Raw genomic sequence first — 25647 nt, 5'->3', positions numbered from 1 at the left:
AGCGAAAGTGAGGAGACGTTTATGAGTGAGCAAAAAACAACTCGTGAACAAAGAAGAAAGCAACAAATGGCTCAAAAGAAAAAACAAAAGAAACCTGCCAAAACATGGATTAAGCGAGTTTTACTAGCTATTGTGGCTGTTGGATTAGTAGGATTGATAGCTGGCGGATCTGTATTTGCATTTTACGCAAGCAGTGCTCCAGATTTAGACGAGGACTTGTTAAAGGATCCAATTAGTCCTAAATTATTAGATGCTAATGGGGAAGTGTTTGCAACTGTCGGAAGCGAAAGTCGCGAATATGTTTCCTATGAAGATATCCCTCAACAAATGGAAGATGCCATATTAGCAACAGAGGATGCACGTTTTTACGACCACATGGGAGTCGATGTTCTACGATTAGGTAAAGCCGTTTTGGCCAATCTGAAAGATGGATTTGGTGCACAGGGTGCAAGTACAATCACTCAACAAGTTGTTAAAAACTCATTCTTTACAAATGAAAAAACAATAAAACGTAAGGCTCAAGAAGCCCATTTGGCTCTTCAGTTAGAGCGTGAATATAAAAAAGAAGAAATTTTCGAAATGTATTTTAACAAAGTTCTTATGTCAGGACGTATTTATGGATTCGGAACTGCCTCTAAATATTTTTACGGTAAAGAATTAAAGGATTTAGATCTACATGAAATGGCAGTGCTAGCGGGCATGCCCCAAAGTCCAAATAACTATAATCCTTTTAAAAACCCAGAACTAGCTGAAAAAAGAAGAAATACTGTCCTATATCTAATGAATCTTCATGGGAAAATAACTGACGAGGAAATGAAGGCTGCTCAAGCGGTTCCAGTTACCGACTCCCTTCTTCCAGAAGAAGAAAGAGTTGCAAACCAAGATTCAAAATATGATGCGTTTATCGACATAGTATTAGATGAGCTTGAGGAAAACGGTGATGCAGATGCCATTTCCGAAGGAATAACCATCCATACGACTCTTCAACCAAAAGCTCAGGAGCAAGTAGAAAAGACCTTGACCTCAGATATATTCCCAACAGAGGATATACAATCTGGTGTTGCAGTGATTGATACTAAGACAGGGGCAGTAGTTGCTGTTGGTGGAGGAAGAAATTACGGAGCAGATAGAGGATATAATCATGCTCAAGATATGGTTAATCGTTCACCAGGTTCGACTATTAAACCGTTGATAGATTATGGTCCAGCTGTAGAATTTTTAGGTTGGTCCCCTGCTCAGACACTTGTGGACGAAGAAATTAAATATACAGGGACCGATCAGGTAATACGTAATGCTGATAACAAATATTTAGGATCTATGACTATGCGTGAAGCATTATATAAATCACGTAATACTACTGCCGTCAAAACTTTAAAAGAAGTAGGTACTAAAAAATCAAGAGAATTTATTAGTCGATTTGGAGTAGACATCGGTACAGTCAACGAAGCTTATGCAATCGGTGGTATCTCAAAATTCATGTCCCCTATCCAACTAGCAGGAGCATATGCTGCATTTGGTAATGAAGGGATTCATACAGAGCCATATGCGATTAATAAAATTGTATATAGAGATGGCAAAACAGAAAAAAACTATAAGCCAGAATCTAAAGCAGTTATGAAGGATTCAACAGCTTACATCATTACAGATGTTCTAAGAGATGTTTTAACAAAAGGTACTGGTAAGGCCGCAGCAGTTAGTGGATTGGATGTTGCAGGTAAATCTGGTACTTCCAACTTCGGAGGAGACAAAAAAGGAGTTCCGGATGTATGGTTTGCTGGATACACAACCAATTATTCAGTAACCGTATGGTCTGGTTATGATGACAACTCAGCTATCACTACATCTGAAGAGCGTAGTCTCCCCCAACGTATCTTTAAAGAGGTAATGGGGAATATTTCTGAAGGACAGAAAACGGAAAAATTTAAAAAACCTAATTCTGTTGTAGAAGTAACAATTGAAAAAGGATCTAATCCTTTAAAATTAGCTAGTGAATATACTCCTGATGATAAAAAGTTAACGGAGTTATTCGTTAAAGGAACAGAGCCTACAGAAGTATCTGAAGAATATGATCAGCTTGAGCTCAACGCTCCAACTAATTTATCAGTTCAATATGACGAAACGACATCATCTGCAACATTAAATTGGGAATTTGAACAGCCAGACGAGGAAGATATAGATGTTCAATTTGAAGTTGCGGTCTCAATAGACAATGGTCCAAATGAGATTTTGCAAACGACAAACAAAACAGGGTTAATCGTCCAAAATCTTATTCCTGGTAGTAAGTATGTATTTACAGTTACAGCTTTAGCTGAAGATGTTCGAAGCGCTCCAGCTAGCGCAGAATTAGTTTTAGAAGGTACTGAGGAAGAAAATCTTGAGGATCCAGAGCCTGAGGAAGAAAACCCTGAGGAAAATCCTGAAGATGAAAATGAGAACCAAGGCGGAAATAATGGTAACAACGGTAACAATGGTAATAACGGAAATAATGGCAACAACAACGGTAATAATGGTAACGGGAATGGCAACAACACTGGTAACAATGATGGAGGCGCTAATGAGGGTGGTCAAGGAAACGAAGGTGGAACTGATGGAGAAAGTCCAGTAGAAAATCCAGAAGGTAACACCGAAAGCGGTACTACACCTTAACCAAGCATTCTTTAACATGGTTAGATGATAATTTTATAAGCTAAAACGAGGAAAGTTTATATAAACTTTCCTCGTTTTTTTGGTTTCTTTTATTTTTGGTATAAAATATGAATCAATCTTACGGTAAATAAAGAGTCTCTTGCAATTCTAATAAACAATTTGACTTTGAAAATGAATCTGCTCAAGAAGAGACTGAAAGATATTACCTTTTAAACTTTCACATTTTTTATAAAATAATTTCCCCAATGTGGTTGTGAACCATCTGCATCCTTAAATGCATATTCCTCTGAAAGTTCCCAGGTGCTATATACCCCACCTGTCTTTTTAGCTATATGAGGATCACTTGCAAGACAGCGTATAGCCTCTCCAATATAAAATGGTGTTTCAGACGCAATAAAATGAGGATCTATCTTTGTTGCCTCTCTCCAATTTTCTTCGGTAACGCCAAACGATTCAAGCATTGCTTCCGAACGTAAAAAACCAGGAGTAACTGCAATGACAACAATATTATATTCTTTTAGATCCATGGCCATCGCCTGTGCCATGTGGATTGAGGAGATTTTTGCTAGACTATAATAGAAATTACCTCGAGGTTCGTAATCAATGCCGTCAGTAATTTCGATGATCAGGCCACCATTATTCTCTTTAAATAAAGGGATGCTATAATGGGAAGTAATTATATGTGAGTGGACTGCTTGTTTTTGCATCTGAAGTCCTTTATGAAGACTATGCTCTCCTATTGGCTTTCCCCATTCCGTAAGAGGATCTCCTCCCCAAATATCATTAACTAATATATCTAACCTTCCCTGTTCCTTTTTGATACGGTCAAATAGGTGAACAACTTCCGTTTCAATAGTATGATCGACCTTTACAGGTATTCCTTTTCCCCCGGCTTTTGTTACCAATTCTGCTGTTTCCTCAATTGTTTCCATACGGCCCATGGGTGACTGACTATGAATTGTACTTCTCCCTGTCACATATACTATTGCTCCAGCTTCTCCCAACTTAACAGCAATTCCTCTACCAGCACCACGTGTTCCACCAGCAACAACTGCAATTTTCCCCTTTAACGAATTCAAAAGAGCATCTTCCTTTCAAAATTAATAATAAATGAGTAGCATTCTTGGATAAGCTGATGCTCTTTTAAAGCTTTACTGACATTATGAACTTAACAAATAGACATTACTTCCATATTTTAGTTACATCTATTAATTCCAATTCATTGAACTCCATTCTATAAATATCAGGCTTTGAAGTGCTTAAAAGAAAATCCAAGCCATAACTACTATCAAAATATCCCATCATTAACGTCATTACTGCCCCATGAGTACCTACTACTATTTTCTGACCTTTAAAAGTATGTAATATTGATTTAAGTGCATCTATTCCCCGTCTTTGACACTCATTATTCGACTCTCCTCCCTTAAGAGAAAAATCCGGTTCCTCAAAAGATTTTTCTAACAAACATTGAAGCTCATTATCAGATAAACGTTTTTTCCCTGGACTAAAAACTCTTTCTTTAAGATTTTCAATAATTACCACATTTTGTCCAATGTGTTCAGCTAATGGTTGAACTGTTAATACAGAGCGGGTATATGGGCTGGATATTACTGTATTAATATTTTCTTCTTGTAAAATTTTTATTAGTCGTTGAGCATAAGTTACTCCTTTTTCAGTTAATCCTCTATCTTTTTCATTTCCGGTTTTAAGTGAATCACAGTGTCTTAACATATATATGAAAGTTTTCATATAACCTCCAGAAAATTTAATATTATTCTGTTAAATATAACCTATATAATTAAGTTTTTCTCTTAGATGCACTTTATAAAGCTCACCATGCAAGATGAAAAATAAAAACATTCTCATAAAAAAGCCCCATAGAAACTGCCTCTGTATGTTAGTTTAGTATCTAACTTCTATAGGCAGTTCTTATGGGGTAGTGTTAAAAATATTAAGGCATTCTTGATTCCATGATGAATCGACGAGCAAGTTTTTTTTCTGTTTCCTTGAACAATTCATCTAGTTGTCGAAAGGCTGCATAAGACTTATAATTCTTTTGAACAAAGATAAAACGCTCTTCATAATTTAAAGGGGAAGTACCTTCAGCCAATACGAATAATTCACTCAATAATTCGATGCCCCTCTCCATTAAATCATGGGTGTCTTTCTCTCTTTCCTTATAAAGAATCTCCAATTGATTCCGAATAACTGACCATCTTGCAAAAATCGGTTTAAAATCATCTTTTCTAAGCTTGGACAACTTTACTCATCCTCTTTTTACCCTCTCGACAAACCGGCAACAAAGGACATTGCGGGCAATTGGGATTTTGGGCCTTACAATGATACCGCCCAAAAAATATCAGTTGATGATGCGCCTTAGACCACGATTCAATTGGTGTCTTTTTCATCAACGTTTCTTCTACCTGCAGAACAGAATCTTTCCATCTGCATAGTCCCAGTCGCTTTGAAACACGCTCTACATGAGTGTCTACAGCTATTGCTGGTATATCAAAGGCTACCGAAACAACTACATTAGCTGTTTTTCGACCAACACCTGGAAATGTCGTAAGTAAATCACGATTAGCAGGAACCTCGCCGTTATAGAGCTCAATTAGTTGCTTGCTAAGTGCTTGAATATTTTTTGCTTTATTACGATATAAACCTATTGAGCGAATATCATTTTGTAATTCCTCTATGGATACATCCAAGTAATCTTCAGGTTTTTTATATTTTTGAAAAAGGTCCTTTGTTACTTTGTTTACAAGGACATCAGTACATTGTGCTGAAAGTAATGTAGCTACCAATAATTCAAAAGGATTGTCGTGGACTAACTCGCAATGAGCATCCGGAAACATCCTTTCCATTTCCTCTAAACAAAAATGCCATTGGGCTTTTGTTAGCAACTTTCTCCACCTACTCTCTTTCTTCTAACCAATTGTAGAAAGGAACCTTCGCTGTGTTTGCAGGTTGCTCCTTTGGTCTTTGTATTGGTATATGCTGTCGAAACTGTGCCGATTGATTTTCTGCAGCTTCAACCGTTTTAATATTTTTCTTTTTCCATTCGAATAATATCCGATCTATATAACGCAGGCTAAGCTTTTGAGACAAAACCGCCTCTTTTAACGCTAAACGTATTAAGGAGGCTGAGTGGTTGTCCTGGTCAAACCACATGCCTATCGTTTCATATTCCATTGGAGATAATAATCTACCGAACTCCTGCTCAAATAACTTGTAAATTTCGCCTTCTTCGCCCTTTACTTCTTCGTCTTCTTTAGTTAGGTTTTGTTGCTCTACGCAATCGACCAAGAGCTCCCATAAATGATTAAAATCGTAGTACTCATAATGGACTCCGTCGTCGTCCATATGCTGTTCTATTTGAATTAAACCTTTTTGGACAAGACGCTGTAAAATCGTCACTACTTTATGTTCACTAAAATGTGTACGTTCCACTAAGTTTTGAGGGGTTGGAAAGTGGTTTCCCGCTTCTCCAAAAGCGATAAGATGTAATAGCAGAATAGCTTCCTCATCCTTCATATTAATGGCCTTATAATGGCTAAAAAAAAGCTGGGAAATGGTTACATTTCCCTGCTCTGTCCAGATTCGGAGCCGATTTCGCTTATGCATACTCGCACTCCCTTTCTTATCTATTGCATGATGATAATATATATTGTTCCTTTGGCTTAAGATTATGGATACAAACGATTTAATAGTCTTGGGAATGGTATAGATTCACGAACGTGCTCTGCTCCACTTAACCAAGCTACAGTACGTTCTAATCCAAGACCAAATCCTGAGTGAGGAACAGACCCTTGTTTACGAAGCTCTAAATACCAAGCATAGGCTGATTCATCTAATTTATGTTCCGCAAGACGTTGCTTTAATAGGTCATAGTCATGAATACGTTCAGAACCACCGATAATTTCACCATATCCTTCTGGAGCAATTAAATCGGCACATAATACAACATCTTCTCTGTCTGGATGTGGCTGCATATAAAATGGCTTAATGCCTACTGGATAATGAGTGATGAAAACTGGCATATCATAGCTTTCTGCGATAGCTGTTTCATGAGGTGATCCGAAATCGTCCCCCCACTTGATATCATCAAAGCCTTTCTCATGTAAGAACTTGATTGCATCGTCATAAGTAATACGAGGGAAAGGTGCTTGAATTTTTTCCAGTTTAGATGTATCGCGACCTAAGCGCTCTAATTCTAATTGACAGTTTTTAAGAACGGCCTGAACAATAAAGGAAACGTATTGCTCTTGTACTTCTAAGTTCTCATCAAATTCTATAAATGCCATTTCAGGCTCAATCATCCAAAATTCAATTAAGTGTCTGCGTGTTTTGGATTTTTCTGCACGGAATGTTGGTCCAAAAGAGAATACTTTTCCTAAGGCCATAGCAGCTGCTTCCATATATAGCTGACCAGACTGAGACAAATAAGCATCCTCATCGAAATACTTAGTTTGGAAAAGCTCAGAAGTTCCTTCTGGAGCGGAGCCAGTTAAAATTGGGGGATCCATTTTTACAAAGCCGTTATTATTAAAGAATTCGTATGTAGCGCGGATAATTTCGTTACGAATTTTCATGATCGCGTGTTGTTTTCTTGAACGTAACCATAGGTGACGGTTGTCCATTAGGAACTCAGTACCGTGTTCTTTCGGTGTGATTGGATAATCTACCGCTGCATGAATTACCTCTATTTCTTTTACTTGAAGCTCGTAACCAAATGAAGAACGCTCATCTTTTGTTACTTCTCCAGTAATATACATAGAAGTTTCTTGAGTTAAACCTTTTGCTGTTTGGAAAATCTCTTCTCCCACAACTTCCTTCACTACTACTCCTTGTACAAATCCAGAACCATCGCGAAGCTGTAAAAAGGCAATCTTACCACTTGAGCGTTTGTTTGCAAGCCACGCACCAAGTTTTACTGTCTCTCCAACATGGCTAGACATATCTTTAATCATAATTTTTTTCATGTTGTCCTCCAAAAGTTAAAAATATATTTTACAAATTGGATATTCTCTTCCACCAATCGCCATTATCAAATAACAGATATACGTAGTTGAGGTTATCCTTAGAATTCACAAAGGTAATCTCCCATACTGGCCCGACCTCTTCCACACCTAATTTCGCGTGAAGCAGCTTACTACCTTTTTCCCCTTCCAAAGCTATCGAAACAGCTTTCTCTTCAGATATACCTTCATCAAGGCTTACCTCCATAATTTGCTCTTCGTTATCCTTTGTTGGGATAAAAAAAGCTTTTTTAGAGCCGTCCTTATTGGTACCAATAATTGTCTGATATGAGTCGGTATTATTATACACATACGAATCATCTATTGTCTTCAATAAATTATTTTGAAGCGTATAAGACTCTGCCTTCGTCAGGTTATCATTGAAAGGTTCTCTTGCTTCCTTATAAATAAGTAGGCTTAGGATTATGGTGAGACTGATAGCAAAAACAACGATAAATATTAGCCATCTCTTTAATGCCATAGTTTAGGTCCTATAAATTGTGAAGACTGCTTTTTCTTGATCTTCTTTATCTAATGCTAATCCAAACATCAGATCCTTTTCCTTCAACGAACGGTTCAATGCACCCACTATTTTATATAGATCTGATTGGTATTGTACGGTGACGGTTGATATCACTTCAATTTTGTTTTCCATATTTATACCCGCTTTCTAATACTCATCCTTCATTAGTATACCAATTTTCTAGCTCTAAGACTATATTTTCTAATGATACTTTCTTAACAGGAATATTTGGGATTGCCTGTAGAAAATCACTACCATAAGACTTCGTATCAATCCTTCTGTCTAATACGATAAATACTCCTTTATCGGCAGAGGAACGAATTAATCTTCCAAATCCTTGTCTAAATCTTAAAATTGCCTCTGGTAAGGAATAAGAAGAAAAAGGATTCTGTCCATTTTTAGTTAACAGCTCTGCACGCTTTTTAAATAAGGGATCATCGGGAGAAGAAAAAGGTAAGCGAACCATAATCACTACTGAAAGAGCTTCACCTGGAACGTCTACTCCCTCCCAAAAGCTATTAGTTCCGAATAATACAGACTTAGAAAATCGCTGGAATGACTTTAACAAACGCATCCTGCTCCCAGTCGTGATTCCTTGTGCAAATAGCATGAAATCTTCAAGCAGATTAGTATCCTGTATCAATTCCACAGTCTTACGCAACATATCCTGTGAAGTAAATAACACAAAGCACCTTCCTCCAGTGACCAAAACCGTCTGGACAATTGCTTCCGCAACTGATTCAATATAATCCGATTGAGATACTTGCTGAATGTCTGGCATATCCTCGATGATTAAAAGCTCTGCACCCTTGTAGAAGTTAGATTCTACTTTAAACTGATGGATAGGTATATTTGAGCTCAATCCAAGCTGAGAAGTAATAAAGTATTTATTGGAGGGCACTGTCAATGTTCCAGAAGTCCAGATAATTCCTCCCTGCTCTCTTAAAGGAGCCATGGCATCCTTTATATCCTCTTGATAATTTAATGGTCTTTTGATGATAGTGAGACTTCCAGGGACGCTTCTATTATCTAACTCGAGCCATTTCGCCTCTACTTCCTTATCCTGCAAGAAGATTTCATCCCATTCACTTACTTTAATCTCCAGTTCACGTAACCAATATTCCCACTCATTTACTAATACTAATAATTGTTCATCAATAATATTTTTCTTTGCAGAGCCCACGTAGGGCTTAGTTGAATAGATAAATGTTTGTAGATTCTTAGCAACTTTTATAAAAAAAGCTTTATCTAAATTTAAATCCTCCATAGCATAAGTTCGTTTGGTACTCTTCGATTTATGTGGATAGCTTTGAATAGTAGAGATAACATATCCCATTGCATGATCAAATGATTCAACTATGTCAACAAACAGCTTCTCTATACGAATGCGGACAGACAAGGAAACATTTAGAAGAGACAGCTTGTAAAGTAGATGATCTGTATCTAGAGTGCCAAATTGACCTAAAATATATTTCCAATTAGTATATGAAAAAATTCTTTCTTTTCGGGATATACTAGCATGAATCATTTGATGTGCCTCATCAATAATTGTGGCACAACCATGGCCCAATAGCTTTGTTTCTCGTTCCGTATCCATAATAATCATGGAATGATTCGTTACAAGGATATCACAGTGCTCACTTCGACGAAGAGCACGCTCATAAAAATCTATCCCTTTTACATCATTAATCTTTTTTTCTGAGGTCCTTCTTATTTTATCTATAAATAGCTGACCACCACCCGAAACATTCAATTCCGAGAGGTCACCCTCCTCTGTTATAGTAAGCCAAACTAAAACTTGCATAATCGTAAACGTCTCATCGTAAGACTCATCCTCTTGCTGAAGGTGCTCCCAAAAACGATAAACATCAATATAGTGATTGATACCTTTTAGCTTCGCCACTCTAAGTCTAATGTTAAGAATGTCATAAAGCTTTGGGATTTCCTCTGTTATAAGCTGATCAATGAGATGTGTTGTATAAGTACTAACTATAATAGGCTTTCCTTGATCTAATCCATATAAAACGGATGGAATAAGGTAGGCTAATGTTTTTCCTATTCCGGTTTCCGCCTCGCACACAATCTCTTTGGATTCTATTAGTGCATGGTGAATCTCATCCATTAGCTTATATTGCCCTGGTCTTTCCTCTAGCTTCAGGCTACCGTGTTGGAATAATCGATTCTTTTCATCATTAGAAATCGGATAAGCAAGTTTACTCCATTCTGGTGCAGGCTCTTTTTTCACATCTTTTAGTGGTATTCCGCGATATTCTAAATAATCTTGGGTCACATAAGTCTTTCTTTTTATCGTTATAACTTCAAAAAAGATGAGTGCTAGATTGGATTTCAGTTGGAAGGATCTTTTATGTAATAGCTCCACCGTTTTTAATGGCAATGCTTGCAGCTGGTCAAAGCATTTTAAAAGCAAATGTGCAGTAGCCAATGCATCATCATCCGCACGGTGAGCAGACTCTAATTCTATATGGAGCTCAGTCGCAATGTCCTGAAGCTTATAGCTATAAATATTAGGGAACATCAACTTAGCGAATTCTACTGTATCAATAGATTTACAAACTAATTTAGGCAAACCTACCCGTTTTAGCTCCTGTTGAAGAAATGTCAGATCAAAATTTGTATTGTGCGCAACAAAAATATGGTCCTGCAGAATTTCCAAAACTTTAGGAGCAATTTCTTCGAATAACGGAGCGTCCTTTACATCCTCGTCCTTTATGTTCGTTAAATCCTGAATAAACAAAGGAATCGCTTTTTTGGGGTTTACGAACGTAGTAAATGAATTACTAATCCGATTGTTCTCAATAAAAACAATTGCAAGTTGAATAATTCGGTCACCATTGGCAGATGAATGGCCTGTTGTTTCAATATCTACAACTGCATATTTATGATTTTCCAACATTCTTCATCTCACCATCATTTAAATTAAAAGCATCTATTTTTCCTAGAAACTTTCTTGTGTTGCTTTTTAAAAATTGTACCACATTCCATAAATAGAAACGAAATATATGTAGAACGAAATAATAATTACTGCTTAGATTTGCCATAAGCCTACATTCCGTTCTTAACGCTGCAACTCTGCGAAGGTTTGCTTTCCTGCAACTTTTGTTTTAATATTCACAACATTTTTGAGCATTACCGCAACACTTCTCTCAATTTCTGCAACATTTTTCCGGTTACCTATGTAATTGAACGGCTATAAATCCAAAAAGAAAGCTAGACTTTGGCTAAGTCTAGCTTTCAAATCTTACATAACAGTCGCTTCTGGTTCATAGTGGATAATTTGATTGATTGTGTTATCCGTATTCATGATTGCTACTGTAGGCTGATGTGATTTTGCTTCTTCATTCATCACATAAGCATAGGACAGGATGATCACTACGTCTCCACGCTGTACAAGACGTGCGGCAGCTCCATTTACACATATTACACCGCTACCACGTTCTCCAGCGATTATATATGTTTCAAAACGGGCACCGTTATTATTGTTAACGATATGAACTTTTTCATTTGGAAGCATGCCTACTGCATCTAATATATTTTGGTCAATCGTAATACTACCTACATAGTTTAAATCTGCTTCTGTAACTATTGCACGGTGAATCTTACTATTTAACATCATTCTTAACATCATTGCACTTCCTTTATATTAACTATCATATTATCAATTAATCTTGCTTTTTCGAAAAAAACAGCTGTTGCGAAGAGAACTTCTTCTGTGTACTCGTTAACCGGCTGTAAAGTAGGATAGGCCAATGCCTCCAGGTAATCTATTTTACCAGAAGTATTTTCATTAATATATTGTTTTGCTTTGGAAATAGCCCCTTCTATATCCTTCGTTCTCAACCATGTATCCTTTGCTAAATTTAACGCCTTGTATATATGAGGTGCCTCATCTCGTTCTTTTTCGCTTAGAAAGACATTCCTTGAGCTTTTCGCTAGGCCATCCTCCTCACGGACAGTTGGAACGCCAACTATTTCAAGTGGAAAGTTGTATGCTTCTACAAATAATTTAATTATAGCTAACTGCTGTGCATCCTTTTGGCCAAAGTATGCCTTAGTAGGTTGGATTAAATGAAATAGCTTGGAAACTACTTTTAAAACTCCATCGAAATGTCCTGGACGAGTTGCACCACACAGCTTGGTTGAAATCTCTCCAGCGTTGATAGTAATACCACTTTCAAAAGGATACATCTCGTCTGGCGTTGGAACAAACAATAAGTCTACCCCTGCCTCTGTTGCAATTTTTGTATCTCTTTCAATATCTCGGGGATATCTATCTAAATCTTCATTAGGACCGAATTGTGCAGGATTTACAAAAATACTTGCAACTACGAATTCATTTTCAGCTCTTGCTTTTGTCAGAAGTGTTTTATGTCCTTCATGCAAATAACCCATTGTAGCCACAAATCCAATGGTTTGTTGTTTTTGATTTGAGATAATAGCTTTTAATTCATCTATCGTTTGTACTGTTCGCATGATTGCCTCCATATAACTGATTTAATTGTTCGTCCTTCATCGTAAAAGAATGCTCCAAAGAAGGAAATATTCCACTCTTAACTTCTTCAACATACTGCCTAATGCCTTGAAGAATTGGTTCACCCACATTCGCGTATTCCTTTACGAATTTAGGGATATGGTGTGAGCCATATTTCACTAAATCATGGAAAACTAATACTTGGCCGTCAGCAGTGGAGCCCGCTCCAATACCGATAGTTGGAATAGTTAAATTGCTTGAGATTTCTGCAGTAAGCTGATAAGGAATACATTCTAAAACAACGGCACAAGCACCTGCCTGTTCACATTTTTTTGCATCCTCTATTAGCTTTTGTGCTGCTTCTGCAGTTTTCCCTTGTACTTTATAGCCACCTAAAACTCCGGCCGATTGTGGCAATAAACCTAAATGCGCTACCACTGGAATACCAGCAAAAGTCAATCTTTCAATGACAGGTATTACATCATCTGCCCCTTCAATTTTCACCGCTTGTGCCCCAGTCTTTTGCATTAGTTGGACAGCGTTCGCAAGTGATTGATCAATATTCCCATGATAAGTACCAAAGGGCATATCAACTACTAAAAACGTATTTGTTGCTCCTCTTCTCGCTGCCTTGCCGTGATGAATCATATCTTCCATGGTTACTAATACTGTTGAATCATAGCCTAATACAACCATCCCAACAGAATCACCAACTAAAATCATGTCGACTCCAGCCTCTTCTGCAAACTTAGCAGTTGGATAATCGTAAGCAGTCATCATCGTAATCTTGTCTTCTTTACTTTTCATCTTCAAAAAGTCACTCGTCGTCTTCAATCATTTCCCTCCTCATAATATCCATACGTCCAGCACAGCCTTAATACTGATGCATTCTGCAAGATGAAGAGAAAACCAAATATAAAGCCCTTCAATCCGAAAGTGGACAGAAGGGCAGAAAATTTAAATTCATCGGTTTTCTCCGTCCCTGTCAATCTAAGATCAAGGCAGACTATTAAATTTTTTTAACTAAAATATAGGTGTAGTTCTCACTAAAGATACTACCCTTCGCATAAAGAATAACAGAATTCGACTCAAACGTCCAAACTAAGTTTTTAATAAATCGATATCTGCGGAATATATATTTTTTATCTCCCCATTATCAAGCCGAAGCTGTAACGCACCATCATTTGTCATTCCAATTGCCTGACCTTCGACAGTCTCTCTTAAGGTAGTAGCTCTAATGCGATTATTTAATGTGCAATTGTAGCTTTCCCAAATAAGTTTAATAGGTTCAAATCCTAGCTTTATATACATATCACTATATCTCTCTAAATGAAAAAGTACTTTAGAGACCAATAAAGACCGGTCTACAGCTGTGCCCGACTCCATTTTTAGAGAGGTTGCAATAGGCTCCAATACCCCCTTAAAAGAATCAGCGGTTTGATTGACATTGATGCCTATCCCAACAATAATTGCTTGAACTCTATCCATATCTGCTTGCAGCTCAGTTAGAATACCTGTTACTTTTTTCCCGTTAAGCAGAAGGTCATTTGGCCATTTAATATTAGGGACACAGTTTGTAACCTCTTCAATAGCTCGTGCAATTGATACAGCAGCTACTAAAGTAAATTGGGCCGCAAATTGTGGAGTTATTTTCGGACGCAAAATGACGCTCATCCATATTCCCTCACCAGATGAAGATTCCCATGAACGGTCCATTCTTCCACGCCCGGCTGTCTGCTCCTCTGCAATGACAACTGTACCATGCGTAGCGCCATCTCTAGCTTTATTTGCAGCAATTGTTTGCGTAGATTCACAAACAGGATGATAAACAATTTCCCTTCCAAGATGCTCTGTTTGAAGATGAAGAGAAATACGCTCAGCAGCCACTGTATCAGGCAATCTATTTAGGATGTAACCTTTTTTCTTTATAGCTACTATTTCATAGCCTTCTTCCTCTAGTCCCTTTAAATACTTCCATACCATTGTTCTAGATATTTCTAGTTCATCTGCTAGTATTTGTCCTGAGATTGGTTCACCGCTTGCCTCTTTTAATCTGGAAATAATTTTTTCTTTAATTGACATATTCACGAATAAACCATTCCTTTATATGTTGTCTGTCATTTTCTATTTCCTCATTTAATATCATTGTAGTTAATCTATCTAATACTTCCCGAATCCATGGCCCACGCTTTTCCTTCTTCCATTCCATCAGATCATGTCCGCTTACAACAATCTCACGTACAGATGAAATAGCCAGTCTGGCTTTTAAATCAGCTAATATGTCAGGAGTATAGGGATGTTCAATATGCTGTATAATTTGACTATAGCTAGCGGCAGCAATTAAAACCTCTACTGTAAACTGGAATAATTCATATGAAGTCCAAAAACCCTTCTTCAAAAACTTAACCGCAAGCAACACGTTTTTGACATAGCTCTTCTCATCATTTGAACATTTGAAAGTTGACAATATCTCGCCTATATTCAGTCCCTCGTTCATCAATACAAAAAAAGCCCAGCCATTGGCTCTATTGCCAAAGTGATTAAATTGCTTCCATAATGAAACGTTGGTACACCAATCTCCCAAAAAGTGCTCGGAGAGACCAGTTGCAGCAAAAAGTTCCATGCCTCTATACGGATAATTACTTATCCAAATCTTTTCAAGCTCTACTTTGACTCTTTCCATAGAGATGTGAGTTATTAGAGGATGGAGCTCTTGTATAGCATCCAAAGTAGACTTCTCTAAGGAAAAATTTAGTTGAGAGGAAAAACGAATTGCCCTTAGCATACGAAGAGCATCCTCAGAAAATCGTTCCTTTGGATTTCCAACCGCTTTAATAATTTTAAGTTTTAAATCCTGTTTACCACCAAAAAAGTCGATTAGCTCGTCTTCCTTCGTCAAGGCCATTGCATTGATGGTAAAATCTCTACGATGGAGATCTTCTCTCAATGTTCGGACAAACCGGACCTCATCTGGCCTTCTAAAGTCACTATAAGACGTTTCAGATCTATAGGTCGTTACTTCGATAGGATCTTCTAGTACGACAAGAACTGTTCCATGCTCTATTCCTACATCGATGGTATGTTCAAAAAGAGTTTTTACCTCATGTGGTAAGGCATTTGTAGTAATGTCAACATCATTCGCTTGTACTCCTCGCACGAAGTCTCGCACTGCTCCACCAACTACATATGCTTCGAAGCCAGCATCCTCCAGTTTAGAAATCACCTTAAATGCATCTGGCCATCGATCTTTCATCAGTTTTTCGCCACTCTTTCGTACATCTTTTCATATTGTTCGACTATTTGTGCAGAGCTAAAACGAGTTCGTACTATCTCTAATGCTGTTTCTTTTAATTGATTATGTAAAATAGGGTCCTTTAAAATCTTCAATCCATATTCCGCTACTTTTTCTATATCGCCAAGAGGAACAAGATACCCATTTTCTCCTGGAACTATTACTTCTGGGATCCCTCCTACTGCTGTACCAATACATGGAACCTCACACGCCATTGCTTCTAATAGCACTAATCCAAAGGACTCCTTTTCAGATAATAGTAACATCAAGTCAGAAATTGCATATAATTCCGAAACATTTTCCTGCTTCCCTAAAAATAGGACGTCCTTTTCAATCGGCTTGCCTTTTACATATTCCATGACCGGGTGCTTTTCTGGTCCATCCCCAACTAGTAAAAGCTTAGCCGGAATTTCTTTATGTATGAGCTCAAAGCTTTTTACTACATCTGGTACATGCTTGACCTTCCTGAAATTAGAAACATGAATAATAACTTTTTCATTTTCTTTTATACCTAAGAGTTCCTTAAGATTGCCACCGTCTTTTTTATGATATTCTCTTTCATCGACAAAATTATAAATTGTCTCTATATCCTTTTTCGTTGTTATAAGTTCTCTCGTTTGCTTTACTAAGGATTTAGAGACAGCAGTTACCACGTCAGACTTCTCAATTCCGTATTGAATAGCTCCTGTAAGCGAGGAATCATAGCCTAGCACTGTAATATCAGTTCCATGTAATGTAGTAACTATTCCAATGTCTGAGTTTGCCATATCCTTTGCCAATATTGCACAAACCGCGTGAGGTATAGCATAATGCACGTGCAGAACGTCTAAACCTTCGTCCTGAATTACCTCAGCCATTTTGTTTGCCAGCGCAATATCGTATGGAGCATATTGAAATACCGAATAGCTATTAACCTCTACCTGATGAAAGGTAATGGTTGGGTAAATTTTGTTTAAACGGAAAGGCACGCTAGAAGTGATGAAATGTATTTCATGACCTCTTTCTGCCAGCATTTTCCCAAGTTCTGTTGCAATAACACCGGAACCCCCGACTGAAGGATAGCAAGTGATACCTATTTTTAATTTACGCATATATTATATCCTCATTTCCTTAACGTCCGCGGCGTTCTTCTAGCAGTCGCCAATCTAAAAATCCTTCTTCGATTCCTTTTAAGAGTACTTCTGCCGTCCCCATATTTGTAGCCAATGGAATTTGATAAACATCACATAGACGTATTAAAGCAGTTACATCAGGCTCATGGGGCTGAGCTGTAAGTGGATCTCTAAAAAAGATAACCATATCCATTTCATTGTTGGCTATTGCTGATCCGATCTGTTGGTCTCCTCCTAGGGGGCCAGATTTGTATCGATTGACTGACAAACCTACTTCATCAATAATCTTTTTACCAGTCGTCCCAGTAGCAAATAATTCATGCTCCTCTAAGATGGTTTTATAAGCTGTTACAAATTGGATCATATCTTCTTTTTTCTTATCATGGGCAACTAATGCGATTCTCATGTTGCTTCCTCCTATAGGATAATTTCTTCTAAACCATACACTAATTTGCTTTGATTCATCACTTCTTTAATAGAAATAACCACACCTGACATAAAAGAACTTCTATTGAAGGAGTCGTGTCTTAAAGTTAATAGCTGACCATCTCCACCTAAAAGCACTTGTTGATGTGCGATTAAACCGGGCAAACGAACGCTATGGATGCGCATTCCATCAAAATTAGCGCCTCTTGCACCTTTAAGAATTTCTTCTTCTTCTGGATGACCTTGAACTGAAGCTTCTCTAGTATTTTGTATCATTTGTGCAGTTTTAATCGCAGTCCCTGAAGGCGCATCTACCTTCTCATCATGATGCAGTTCAATTATCTCAACATCAGGTAAATATTTTGCAGCAGTTTGGGCAAACTTCATCATTAATACGGCTCCAATAGAAAAGTTCGGAGCAATAATACAGCCGACTTGTTTTTCTTCTACCAAGTTTCTAATATTATCTAATTGTACTTCTGAAAAGCCTGTAGTGCCAACAACAGGTCTTACCCCATACTCCAATGCAGTAATAATATGCTCGTAAACAGCAGAAGGTACGGTCAAATCAACTAAAACGTCCGGTGCCGTTTCTTCGATTAACACTGTTAAAGAAGTATAAATCGGTATATTATCTCCTAAGGTAGCTTCTGTTTTTTTTGAATCTAATAATCCTACTAATAGAAAATCCTCGTTTTTTATAATGGTTCCAACTGCTTCCCTTCCCATTTTGCCTCTGGGCCCTGCTACTGCTACTTTTATTACCATTATGAGTCCTCCTTTTTAGTCCATCGATCTTTATCACGTGTATTATATTTATAGAGTACTTTTTGTAAAGCATCTTCTAGGTCAATACCCTCTGAGTTAGCCAAACAAATTAATACAAAAAAGAAATCACCCATTTCATCAGCAAGTTCCTTCTGTACCTCTGTATTCTTTTTTTTCTTAGTACCATACTTATGTTGAACCTCTCTAGAAAGCTCTCCTAGTTCTTCTGTGAGTCTTGCTAGGAGCTCCATTGGAGGAAAGTATCCTTCCTTAAATTGGCTTATGTATGTATCTACTTCCTGTTGAAGCATTTTCATGTTTTTATGTTCTTTCATAAACTCACTCTCCCTCATTTATCGTAATAAATATACACTACAGTTGTCAAAAGCTATAAAATATTATAGATTTAGTATGGACTATTAAATGAGGTGGTACAATGGGAATAGGCTTAAAATTTAAGAATATATTGATGATTATACTGGGATCTGCAATTTTTAGTTTTGGATTTGTACATTTTAATATGCAAAATGCCCTTGGAGAAGGCGGATTTTCAGGGATTACGCTAATTCTTTATTTTGTATTTGGGTTAGATGTTTCTGTTATGAATCTTGTGCTGAATATACCTATGTTCTTTTTAGGTTGGAAGCTTTTAGGTAGAAGAGTATTTTATTATACCCTTATAGGAACCTTTTCAGTTTCTGTCTTCTTAAAAATCTTCGATATATATGAGATTCAACTCGGGATTAGCGATGATTTATTTTTAGCCTCACTTTTTGCTGGTGTCTTTATAGGTACAGGGCTTGGTATCATCTTCCGAGCTGGTGGTACTACTGGTGGAGTTGACATTATTGCTAGATTAGCCCAAAAATATTTGGGCTGGAGCATGGGTAAAACAATGTTTATGTTTGATGCATTAGTTATTTTAGTTTCTTGGCTAACATTCTTGGATATCCGTTCAATGATGTACACGCTTGTTGCAGTATTTGTAGGTGCTCGAGTTATAGATTTCGTCCAGGAGGGTGCATATGCAGCTCGTGGAGCATTCATCATATCTGAACATCAGGATGCCATTGCTAATCGTATAACAACCGAAATGGACCGGGGAGTAACCGTCCTAAAGGGCTATGGGCATTACACAAAAAAAGATCGGGAAGTATTATATTGCGTTATTTCTAAAAATGAAATTATGCGATTAAAAACTATCATCTCAGCTGTTGACCCCCATGCATTTGTTTCAGTTACAGAAACAAATGATGTAATGGGTGAGGGCTTTACATTAGACGAACAAAAAAGACCACTCCTTTAAACTAAAGGATATAAAAAGAGCATGCTTGCATTTTCACTCTGCAAAACATGCTCTTTTGTTTTTTATTTATAGTTAAATCATTTTAAAACAAAGAGACTATCCTAGCAGAAGCTAAGATAGTCTTCATTTTTAACTATTCGTCTCTAGACATACCTGTATAGATTAAGACTAGACGTAATAGCTCAAGCACTGCTACCGCTGCGGCTGCTACATACGTTAAGGCAGCTGCACTCAATACTTTTTTAGCGTGTCTCTCTTCTTCGTTACGAATAACACCTAACGAAACCATCTGATTCATAGCTCGACTAGAGGCATTAAACTCAACAGGAAGAGTAACGATTTGGAATACAACCCCCATGGCTAATAGAATAATACCTAATAACAACATGTTAGTTGAAGTTGCAAAAATACCAATCATAATAAAGATCCAAGATGCATTAGAAGATATATTAGCTACCGGAACTAATTTATGTCTTAATGTTAAAAAAGAGTAAGCTTCCTTATGCTGAATAGCATGGCCTACCTCATGAGCAGCTATTGCAGCACCAGCTACAGTAGCTTCATGGAAGTTATGACTAGATAGCGCGACAATTTTGGTCATCGGATTATAATGATCACTTAAGAAACCGCTGCTTTCTACTACTTTAACATCATATAAACCATTTTCATCTAAAATTCGTCTAGCTACTTCTGCACCAGTCATACCGGATGTAGAACGTACCTTAGAATACTTTTTATAGGTGCTTTTAACTTTCATCTGTGCATATATCGGCAATAATAAAATTATCGCAAAATAAATGATATACATTCCCAACAGACTTTTCCCCCTCTCAATATCTAACACTAATTTTAATAGGAAACTGATCTACAATCAACTAATATGATTTGACCTTCTTTGATAAATGGATATTGCAAGCAGAATACATGCAATTGATAGCCAGAAAGTAAAGTAACCAATGTTATTGGCATAATCACTTAAGCTTCTATAGGTTGGCATTTGTCCAAAAACGTAATCAATGACGTCATTATGTAAGGTCCATATTGCCGCCATTAAAATATGGCCAAGTTTAAAACGATAGAAAGGAATATATAAAACAGCCTGTAAAGCCATAGCAAAATGAGATGCAACTAGCATCCATCCCATCCATCCAATACCTCCAGTTTCCAGATATGTCCATATATTCATAACTACAGCCCATAAACCGTATTTAACTAATGTAATTAGCGCTAATGCTTCTATTAGCTTCCAATTCTTTTTAAGCAGCCAGCCAAGAAGAGCTATCGTAAAGAAAAGACTCGCGGTCGGGCTGTCTGGTACAAACATTAAAAACTTAGCTTCAGTAACAGATAATTGCCCTTCATACCAAATGTAACCATAAATCGTGCCCAGAAGATTTACAAAAAACATTAACCACATAAAGGATTTGTTGTAAAGCAACATCTTTAAATGCATTAACATATATATTACCCAATCTCCTCTTTTTTATAATTAAGTTATTTTGTAACATAGTTGTACCATTAAAAAATTTATAGCTAAAAAAAGAGAGCCAGTTACCTGACTCCCTTAATAGTAAAGATTATTCTACTGGCTGTAAGGTTGTTATAAACTCAGCAAGCTGTTGTAATTCCTCTTCTGTTCCTTGGAAAGAGCCAGGTGGCATAGTTCCAATCCCTTCATGAGCAATATTAACAATTTCTTCAGCTGTATATTCTAAACCAATAAGTGGCTTACCTATACCGCCTTCAAATGCATTACCATGACAACCTATACAGGAAGATCCCTGATAAATTTCATAGCCTGGTGCTGTTTCATCAATTTCCACAGCGACTTCTTCTCTAATTTCACCTTGTGCTTTAGCAGCTTCCCAGTCATGGTTTGCTACAGATTCCCAAGTTAAGAAAATGATGGATGCGATTGCTAGAAGCATGAAACCAGTTGGTAAAGGACGTTTCCATGGGCTTCTTTCCTTGCTTGTATCTAAGAATGGTACTAGTAAAAGTGCTCCGAAAGCAAGACCTGGCATAACGATTGCACCAATAATATTATATGGTCCAGAAGCAAATTCGTATTTTAATAATTGATATAAAAATAGGAAATACCAGTCAGGTAAAGGAATATAAGCTGTGTCCGTTGGATCAGCTGGTCGCTCTAACGGCGATGGATGTGCAACTGTCAATACTAAATAACCGACTAAAAATACTGCTCCAACTAACCATTCTTTTAACAAGAAATCAGGCCAGAAAGCTTCTGTTTTACCTGGATACTCAGAATAGTCTTTAGGAGTTTTCTTTTTACGGCTAGAAGGATCCGTTACACGAGAATCTCCAACAAATTTCAAACCTTTTCCGCGATGCATATTGTCCCCTCCTTTTAAGAATTATCTGTTCCACTTACCCATTATAGTGGCCCAGAAATACCTTGACGACGAATCATGATAAAGTGAGCTGCAAGTAAAGCAAAAAGAGCAGCTGGCAAGAAGAATACATGAATCGCGAAGAATCTTGTTAATGTTTGTGCACCGATGATTGTTTCATCACCAGCTAATAACGTTTTGATCATGCCACCAATAACTGGAACAGATGCGGCAATTTCAATACCTACTTTTGTAGCGAACAATGCTTTCATGTCCCAAGGAAGTAGGTAACCTGTAAATCCTAAACCTAACATAACAGCGAAAATTAATACTCCGACCATCCAGTTTAGTTCACGAGGTTTTTTGTAAGAACCAGTAAAGAATACACGCAAAGTATGTAAGAACATCATAACAATTACAAGTGATGCTCCCCAGTGATGCATCCCACGCACGATTTCACCGAATGCTACTTCGTTTTGAAGGTAGTAAACAGATTCCCATGCATTCTCGATATCAGGTACGTAATACATTGTTAAAAACATACCAGAAAGAATTTGAATAACTGTGATGAAGAAAGTTAATCCTCCGAAACAATAAACAAATGCTGAGAAATGATGTGCAGGGTTTACGTGTTCTGGTACTTCATGGTCTGCGATATCACGCCATATAGGTGTAATATCAAGACGTTCATCCACCCAATCATAGATTTTATTAAGCACTGATGTCGTACCCCCTTACATTAAACTAATGTGTTAGTTATAGCTTTTCCAATTTCTAAGAAACCGTCATTTTCACGTACTTCAAATTGATCCAACGGACCTAGAGGTGGTGTTTTTGCAACATTCTGTCCGTTTTTCTCATAACGACCTGCGTGACATGGACAGAAAAATTGGTTTTTGTGCGCTGGGTCACCTTCCCAGTTGACTGTGCATCCTAAGTGCTTACAGATTGGAGATAATGCGATTACGCTGTCTCCTTCTTTGTAAACCCATGCAGAACTAGTTACATCAGACTTGTACCAGCCGTCTACCTGTTCAAAAGTAAAGTCTACTCGTTCAGGCACATCTGTAAGATCTGCAATTTTCTTCTCAGTCAGTACGAAGTCTCCACCTTCTGATTTTTGCAATACAGGATCAACTGCAAAACGTACCATTGGCATTAGCATACCTGCAGCCATAAATCCGCCAACACCCGTTAATGTATAACTTAAAAATTGACGTCTTGATACTTTATTGTTACTCATCCTTTTCCCCCCTCTAACTTAAAGGTCAGTCCAATGGACATACTTGCTTGAATTAATAATACTAGGACATTTCAATGATATATCAATAAAAATAGAAGGTCAATAATTCCTGCCACGAATTATGAACTTTGTGAACAATTAATGAAAGATATTGTCACGAATTTGCCCATTTTTTTGCAAAAAGCGGGATTAATTGTCTTAATTGATCTTCCAATACGGATATTTTCATTTTTTGATCCATGGAATCAAGTGGTATTGATGGGAACCATATTACATTTTGATCCTCCCCCATTGTACTCCACTCTCTATCAGAAGTAACGTAAAATGTGTGTTTAAACCCAGCTTTTTTTAATTCCTCATTCCAAGCATCAAGTAATGATAGCTTGTCCTGATTATTCGTGTAAGAGAAGGAAGGAAATAATACAATCCTTCCTTTAAACTGATTTTCAATTGTGTTGGCTAACGATAAGGTAAAATCAGCTGCAGAAGCAGCAAATGGGAAGCCATGCTCTGAACCGTCTATTAATATTAGTGGAATTATTGCTGTGTCTATATATTCTTTTTGTGCTTGAAAAACTGCGCTATCTTTTCCGTTCCAATGCATGATAATCTCATCTCTCCTATTTTTCTCTATACGGAAGATTTTTCCACAATGCGGAAAGCTCGAGAAATTTTTCTTTATTGTTTTCGTCAATTGCTTGATCAATCTGTTTTTTCAACTGCTCAGCCTGAAAAGATTGCAAGCTTTCTGTCAATATATCTTCTGCTATCATCTTATCTTTTTCACTAATATGCAAGTATTTCGGCATATATGGGTTCTCTTCTAAAACTGCTAGGTACTCCGGACTAGGAGGAAGAGTTTGAAAGTTCAACTGAATATACATTTCTTCCTCTGGGTGCAATCGAAGATCATGAAATGATTTTTCTGCATCCGCGGTCATGATACTACCTTTATAGAATCTAAAAGGTATTCCGGAGGAAGTAGTTACAGACATAATCATAGCACGAGGGCAATAATGAGCTTCCTCCACAAAATGTACATTGTTCAACATTGTTTCATGGCTTATTAAGTAATTTAAAATCCACACGCACTCTCTTCTTTTCATTTGATACTTTTTCAAAAACCAACGGACAAACTCTTTTTTCTCGCCAACTGAAACAGAAGCAGTCACATAACCTCTCCTTCCTATCTTTATTCCATCATGTCAAACCATTCACTGTTTTCAGGCTGAAGCTTCTGCAATTTGGAAATGATTTCTTTAGCTTCTTCACGTTTACCTTCTTCTAAAAGGAAGTATAAGTATTTTTCTAAAAATGCTACATCCTCTTTATGTTCAGTATATGCAAGTTTATAAAATTCGTATGCTTTTTCATACATTTCTAAACGTTCATATGCCTCTGCTAGAAGTGGATACATAGATGACCATTCAAATTGCTCTTGTTTTAAGGCCTCGTATAGTTCAATCAGTTCTTCATCCATCTCTTCCTGTGAAAATAAAGAAGAAAGTATGTAGATAGCATCCATATATTCCGGATCTAATGCTATAGCTTGCTGAAGAAAACTTTCTGCTTCCTTCACTCTACCCAATTTCAATGAAATTTTACCTGCAAATAAATAATATTCTTTTTCAAATTCATCTCGAGCTATTCCGTTTGTAATAGCCTCTAATGCTTCCTCGTTCTTTTCCAGCATTGCATAAGTTTCTGCCAGGAGCATATACCCTGAGAAGAAATCTGGATCAATTTCTAAAAGATGATTTAAATGTTTTGCTGCAGTTTCATATTGTCTAGCTTGGAAAAAAGCATAAGCAGCTTGGAATAGAACTTCAGGGGCCGCTTCCTTCTTTAATGCATCTGTGTAATAAGGAATCGCCTCTTCATAAGCAGCACCAGCACTATAAATTTCAGCTACTTTTAAAGGCAAATTCACTCCTTGTAGCTCATTTTGAGAAGCTAACAGCTCCTCCATTAATCGCGCAGCCTCTAAATATCTCCCCGTTTCAAACAATAGCTCGCCTTTTGCATATTGCAGTAATGGCTCTTTTGGTAAAATAGCAATTGCTTCATTTATTTTATGTTCAGCAACCTCATATAAACCAATCATTTGATAATAATCAGCTAAAGTAAGCAAAGCCTGTGGATAGGACTCACTTTTCTTTTCTATATTGCTTAGCATTTCCAAAGCATCGTCTTCTTTATTCAATTCTAAATATAATTGTGCCTGATCTATTTTGAGCTGATCCTCTTCTGGGAATATAAAGTTTAAATGCTCTAAAAGCTTTAATGCCTCTTGGACAAATCCATACTCTGTCAACATATCAGCTAACTCATACTGCTCATCCGGATCTCCTTCTAGCAAGAAAGCGTCCAGCATTACTCCTAACTTTTCTATATCTCCATTCTCCATTACTCGAATAAAGGGCATCATTCTTTCCATATCATCACCATTCCTTCTCATTTATTAATCGTA

28 protein-coding genes are annotated in these 25647 nt (G+C 37.2%); 2 read left to right on the top strand and 26 right to left on the bottom strand.

Annotation, left to right across the window (positions count from 1 at the left end; all coding sequences use genetic code 11):
* Nucleotides 1-21 precede the first annotated feature (21 nt).
* Entirely contained in the window at nucleotides 22-2646 is a 2625-nt protein-coding gene (locus MKY94_RS09115) for a PBP1A family penicillin-binding protein (protein ID WP_342578527.1), read from the top strand.
* Nucleotides 2647-2855: 209 nt separating this feature from the next.
* Here the strand turns inward: MKY94_RS09115 and MKY94_RS09110 are convergent, their stop codons facing one another.
* From MKY94_RS09110 to MKY94_RS09025, 18 genes are all read right to left on the bottom strand, one after another.
* The gene (locus MKY94_RS09110; protein ID WP_191697465.1) at nucleotides 2856-3725 is read right to left on the bottom strand and encodes an SDR family oxidoreductase; all 870 of its coding nucleotides are present in this window, start codon (nucleotides 3723-3725) and stop codon (nucleotides 2856-2858) included.
* A 103-nt stretch (nucleotides 3726-3828) separates the two neighbouring features.
* Complete coding sequence (locus MKY94_RS09105; RefSeq protein WP_342578526.1) at nucleotides 3829-4395, bottom strand: histidine phosphatase family protein; 567 nt, start codon at nucleotides 4393-4395, stop codon at nucleotides 3829-3831.
* Nucleotides 4396-4597: 202 nt separating this feature from the next.
* Nucleotides 4598-4906, bottom strand: a complete 309-nt coding sequence (locus tag MKY94_RS09100) for a YpoC family protein (RefSeq protein ID WP_151110132.1) — start codon at nucleotides 4904-4906, stop codon at nucleotides 4598-4600.
* Complete coding sequence (gene nth / locus MKY94_RS09095; protein WP_144536835.1) at nucleotides 4893-5549, bottom strand: endonuclease III; 657 nt, start codon at nucleotides 5547-5549, stop codon at nucleotides 4893-4895. Before nth ends, MKY94_RS09100 begins: the two co-directional genes overlap by 14 nt.
* Nucleotides 5550-5559: 10 nt before the next feature.
* Nucleotides 5560-6270: a DnaD domain-containing protein gene (locus tag MKY94_RS09090; RefSeq protein WP_144536837.1), complete on the bottom strand. Its 711-nt coding sequence runs from the start codon at nucleotides 6268-6270 to the stop codon at nucleotides 5560-5562.
* A gap of 62 nt (nucleotides 6271-6332) precedes the next feature.
* Nucleotides 6333-7628, bottom strand: coding sequence for an asparagine--tRNA ligase (gene asnS / locus MKY94_RS09085; RefSeq protein ID WP_191697463.1), 1296 nt, complete (start codon nucleotides 7626-7628; stop codon nucleotides 6333-6335).
* A 28-nt stretch (nucleotides 7629-7656) separates the two neighbouring features.
* Nucleotides 7657-8145 carry a DUF5590 domain-containing protein gene (locus tag MKY94_RS09080; protein WP_144536841.1) on the bottom strand — a complete coding sequence of 163 codons (489 nt, stop codon included), beginning with the start codon at nucleotides 8143-8145 and terminating at the stop codon, nucleotides 7657-7659.
* Nucleotides 8146-8148: 3 nt separating this feature from the next.
* Nucleotides 8149-8319 (bottom strand): YpmA family protein, encoded by a 171-nt coding sequence (locus tag MKY94_RS09075; protein WP_342578525.1) that lies wholly within the window; start codon nucleotides 8317-8319, stop codon nucleotides 8149-8151.
* Between the two features lie 22 nt (nucleotides 8320-8341).
* Nucleotides 8342-11101 (bottom strand): ATP-dependent DNA helicase DinG, encoded by a 2760-nt coding sequence (gene dinG / locus MKY94_RS09070; protein WP_342578524.1) that lies wholly within the window; start codon nucleotides 11099-11101, stop codon nucleotides 8342-8344.
* 345 nt (nucleotides 11102-11446) lie between these two features.
* Nucleotides 11447-11830, bottom strand: a complete 384-nt coding sequence (gene panD, locus MKY94_RS09065; RefSeq protein ID WP_144536847.1) for an aspartate 1-decarboxylase — start codon at nucleotides 11828-11830, stop codon at nucleotides 11447-11449.
* Nucleotides 11830-12678, bottom strand: coding sequence for a pantoate--beta-alanine ligase (panC, locus tag MKY94_RS09060; RefSeq protein ID WP_144536849.1), 849 nt, complete (start codon nucleotides 12676-12678; stop codon nucleotides 11830-11832). The genes panD and panC overlap by 1 nt, the downstream gene beginning before the upstream one ends.
* On the bottom strand, nucleotides 12653-13510 hold the full coding sequence (gene panB, locus MKY94_RS09055; RefSeq protein ID WP_144536851.1) for a 3-methyl-2-oxobutanoate hydroxymethyltransferase: 858 nt from the start codon (nucleotides 13508-13510) through the stop codon (nucleotides 12653-12655). Before panB ends, panC begins: the two co-directional genes overlap by 26 nt.
* A gap of 267 nt (nucleotides 13511-13777) precedes the next feature.
* Nucleotides 13778-14758: a biotin--[acetyl-CoA-carboxylase] ligase gene (locus MKY94_RS09050; protein ID WP_342578523.1), complete on the bottom strand. Its 981-nt coding sequence runs from the start codon at nucleotides 14756-14758 to the stop codon at nucleotides 13778-13780.
* Nucleotides 14748-15929, bottom strand: coding sequence for a CCA tRNA nucleotidyltransferase (locus tag MKY94_RS09045; protein WP_342578522.1), 1182 nt, complete (start codon nucleotides 15927-15929; stop codon nucleotides 14748-14750). The genes MKY94_RS09050 and MKY94_RS09045 overlap by 11 nt, the downstream gene beginning before the upstream one ends.
* Nucleotides 15929-17059, bottom strand: a complete 1131-nt coding sequence (gene bshA / locus MKY94_RS09040) for an N-acetyl-alpha-D-glucosaminyl L-malate synthase BshA (RefSeq protein ID WP_144536857.1) — start codon at nucleotides 17057-17059, stop codon at nucleotides 15929-15931. Before bshA ends, MKY94_RS09045 begins: the two co-directional genes overlap by 1 nt.
* A gap of 19 nt (nucleotides 17060-17078) precedes the next feature.
* Nucleotides 17079-17486, bottom strand: a complete 408-nt coding sequence (gene mgsA / locus MKY94_RS09035; RefSeq protein WP_144536859.1) for a methylglyoxal synthase — start codon at nucleotides 17484-17486, stop codon at nucleotides 17079-17081.
* A gap of 11 nt (nucleotides 17487-17497) precedes the next feature.
* Nucleotides 17498-18274: a 4-hydroxy-tetrahydrodipicolinate reductase gene (gene dapB, locus MKY94_RS09030; RefSeq protein ID WP_342578521.1), complete on the bottom strand. Its 777-nt coding sequence runs from the start codon at nucleotides 18272-18274 to the stop codon at nucleotides 17498-17500.
* A complete protein-coding gene (locus tag MKY94_RS09025; protein WP_151110148.1) occupies nucleotides 18274-18609 on the bottom strand; it encodes a nucleotide pyrophosphohydrolase in 336 nt (111 codons plus the stop codon). Before MKY94_RS09025 ends, dapB begins: the two co-directional genes overlap by 1 nt.
* A 101-nt stretch (nucleotides 18610-18710) precedes the next feature.
* Between MKY94_RS09025 and MKY94_RS09020 the strand changes: the two genes are divergently transcribed.
* Nucleotides 18711-19580 carry a YitT family protein gene (locus MKY94_RS09020; protein WP_151110150.1) on the top strand — a complete coding sequence of 290 codons (870 nt, stop codon included), beginning with the start codon at nucleotides 18711-18713 and terminating at the stop codon, nucleotides 19578-19580.
* 133 nt (nucleotides 19581-19713) lie between these two features.
* Here MKY94_RS09020 and MKY94_RS09015 read toward each other — a convergent pair whose 3' ends face one another.
* The 8 genes from MKY94_RS09015 to MKY94_RS08980 all read right to left on the bottom strand — a co-directional run bounded on the left by MKY94_RS09015 (nucleotide 19714) and on the right by MKY94_RS08980 (nucleotide 25605).
* Nucleotides 19714-20388, bottom strand: coding sequence for a zinc metallopeptidase (locus MKY94_RS09015; protein ID WP_191697514.1), 675 nt, complete (start codon nucleotides 20386-20388; stop codon nucleotides 19714-19716).
* Nucleotides 20389-20451: 63 nt separating this feature from the next.
* On the bottom strand, nucleotides 20452-21033 hold the full coding sequence (locus MKY94_RS09010) for a DUF1405 domain-containing protein (RefSeq protein WP_342578520.1): 582 nt from the start codon (nucleotides 21031-21033) through the stop codon (nucleotides 20452-20454).
* A 124-nt stretch (nucleotides 21034-21157) separates the two neighbouring features.
* Nucleotides 21158-21937, bottom strand: a complete 780-nt coding sequence (locus MKY94_RS09005; protein WP_151110154.1) for a menaquinol-cytochrome c reductase cytochrome b/c subunit — start codon at nucleotides 21935-21937, stop codon at nucleotides 21158-21160.
* A 41-nt stretch (nucleotides 21938-21978) separates the two neighbouring features.
* Nucleotides 21979-22653 carry a cytochrome b6 gene (locus MKY94_RS09000; RefSeq protein ID WP_144536871.1) on the bottom strand — a complete coding sequence of 225 codons (675 nt, stop codon included), beginning with the start codon at nucleotides 22651-22653 and terminating at the stop codon, nucleotides 21979-21981.
* A gap of 20 nt (nucleotides 22654-22673) precedes the next feature.
* The gene (locus tag MKY94_RS08995) at nucleotides 22674-23177 is read right to left on the bottom strand and encodes a ubiquinol-cytochrome c reductase iron-sulfur subunit (protein ID WP_144536873.1); all 504 of its coding nucleotides are present in this window, start codon (nucleotides 23175-23177) and stop codon (nucleotides 22674-22676) included.
* A gap of 154 nt (nucleotides 23178-23331) precedes the next feature.
* Nucleotides 23332-23781, bottom strand: coding sequence for a YpiF family protein (locus MKY94_RS08990; RefSeq protein WP_151110156.1), 450 nt, complete (start codon nucleotides 23779-23781; stop codon nucleotides 23332-23334).
* Nucleotides 23782-23797: 16 nt separating this feature from the next.
* Nucleotides 23798-24349: a ReoY family proteolytic degradation factor gene (locus MKY94_RS08985; RefSeq protein WP_144536877.1), complete on the bottom strand. Its 552-nt coding sequence runs from the start codon at nucleotides 24347-24349 to the stop codon at nucleotides 23798-23800.
* A gap of 20 nt (nucleotides 24350-24369) precedes the next feature.
* On the bottom strand, nucleotides 24370-25605 hold the full coding sequence (locus MKY94_RS08980; RefSeq protein ID WP_151113693.1) for a tetratricopeptide repeat protein: 1236 nt from the start codon (nucleotides 25603-25605) through the stop codon (nucleotides 24370-24372).
* Nucleotides 25606-25647: the final 42 nt, after the last annotated feature.

The sequence above is a fragment of the Psychrobacillus sp. FSL K6-2843 genome (genome assembly GCF_038626375.1).
Lineage (GTDB): Bacteria > Bacillota > Bacilli > Bacillales_A > Planococcaceae > Psychrobacillus > Psychrobacillus faecigallinarum.
The sequence above is the reverse complement of the archived record's forward strand: the minus strand, read 5'-3'. Positions and strand labels throughout refer to the sequence as shown.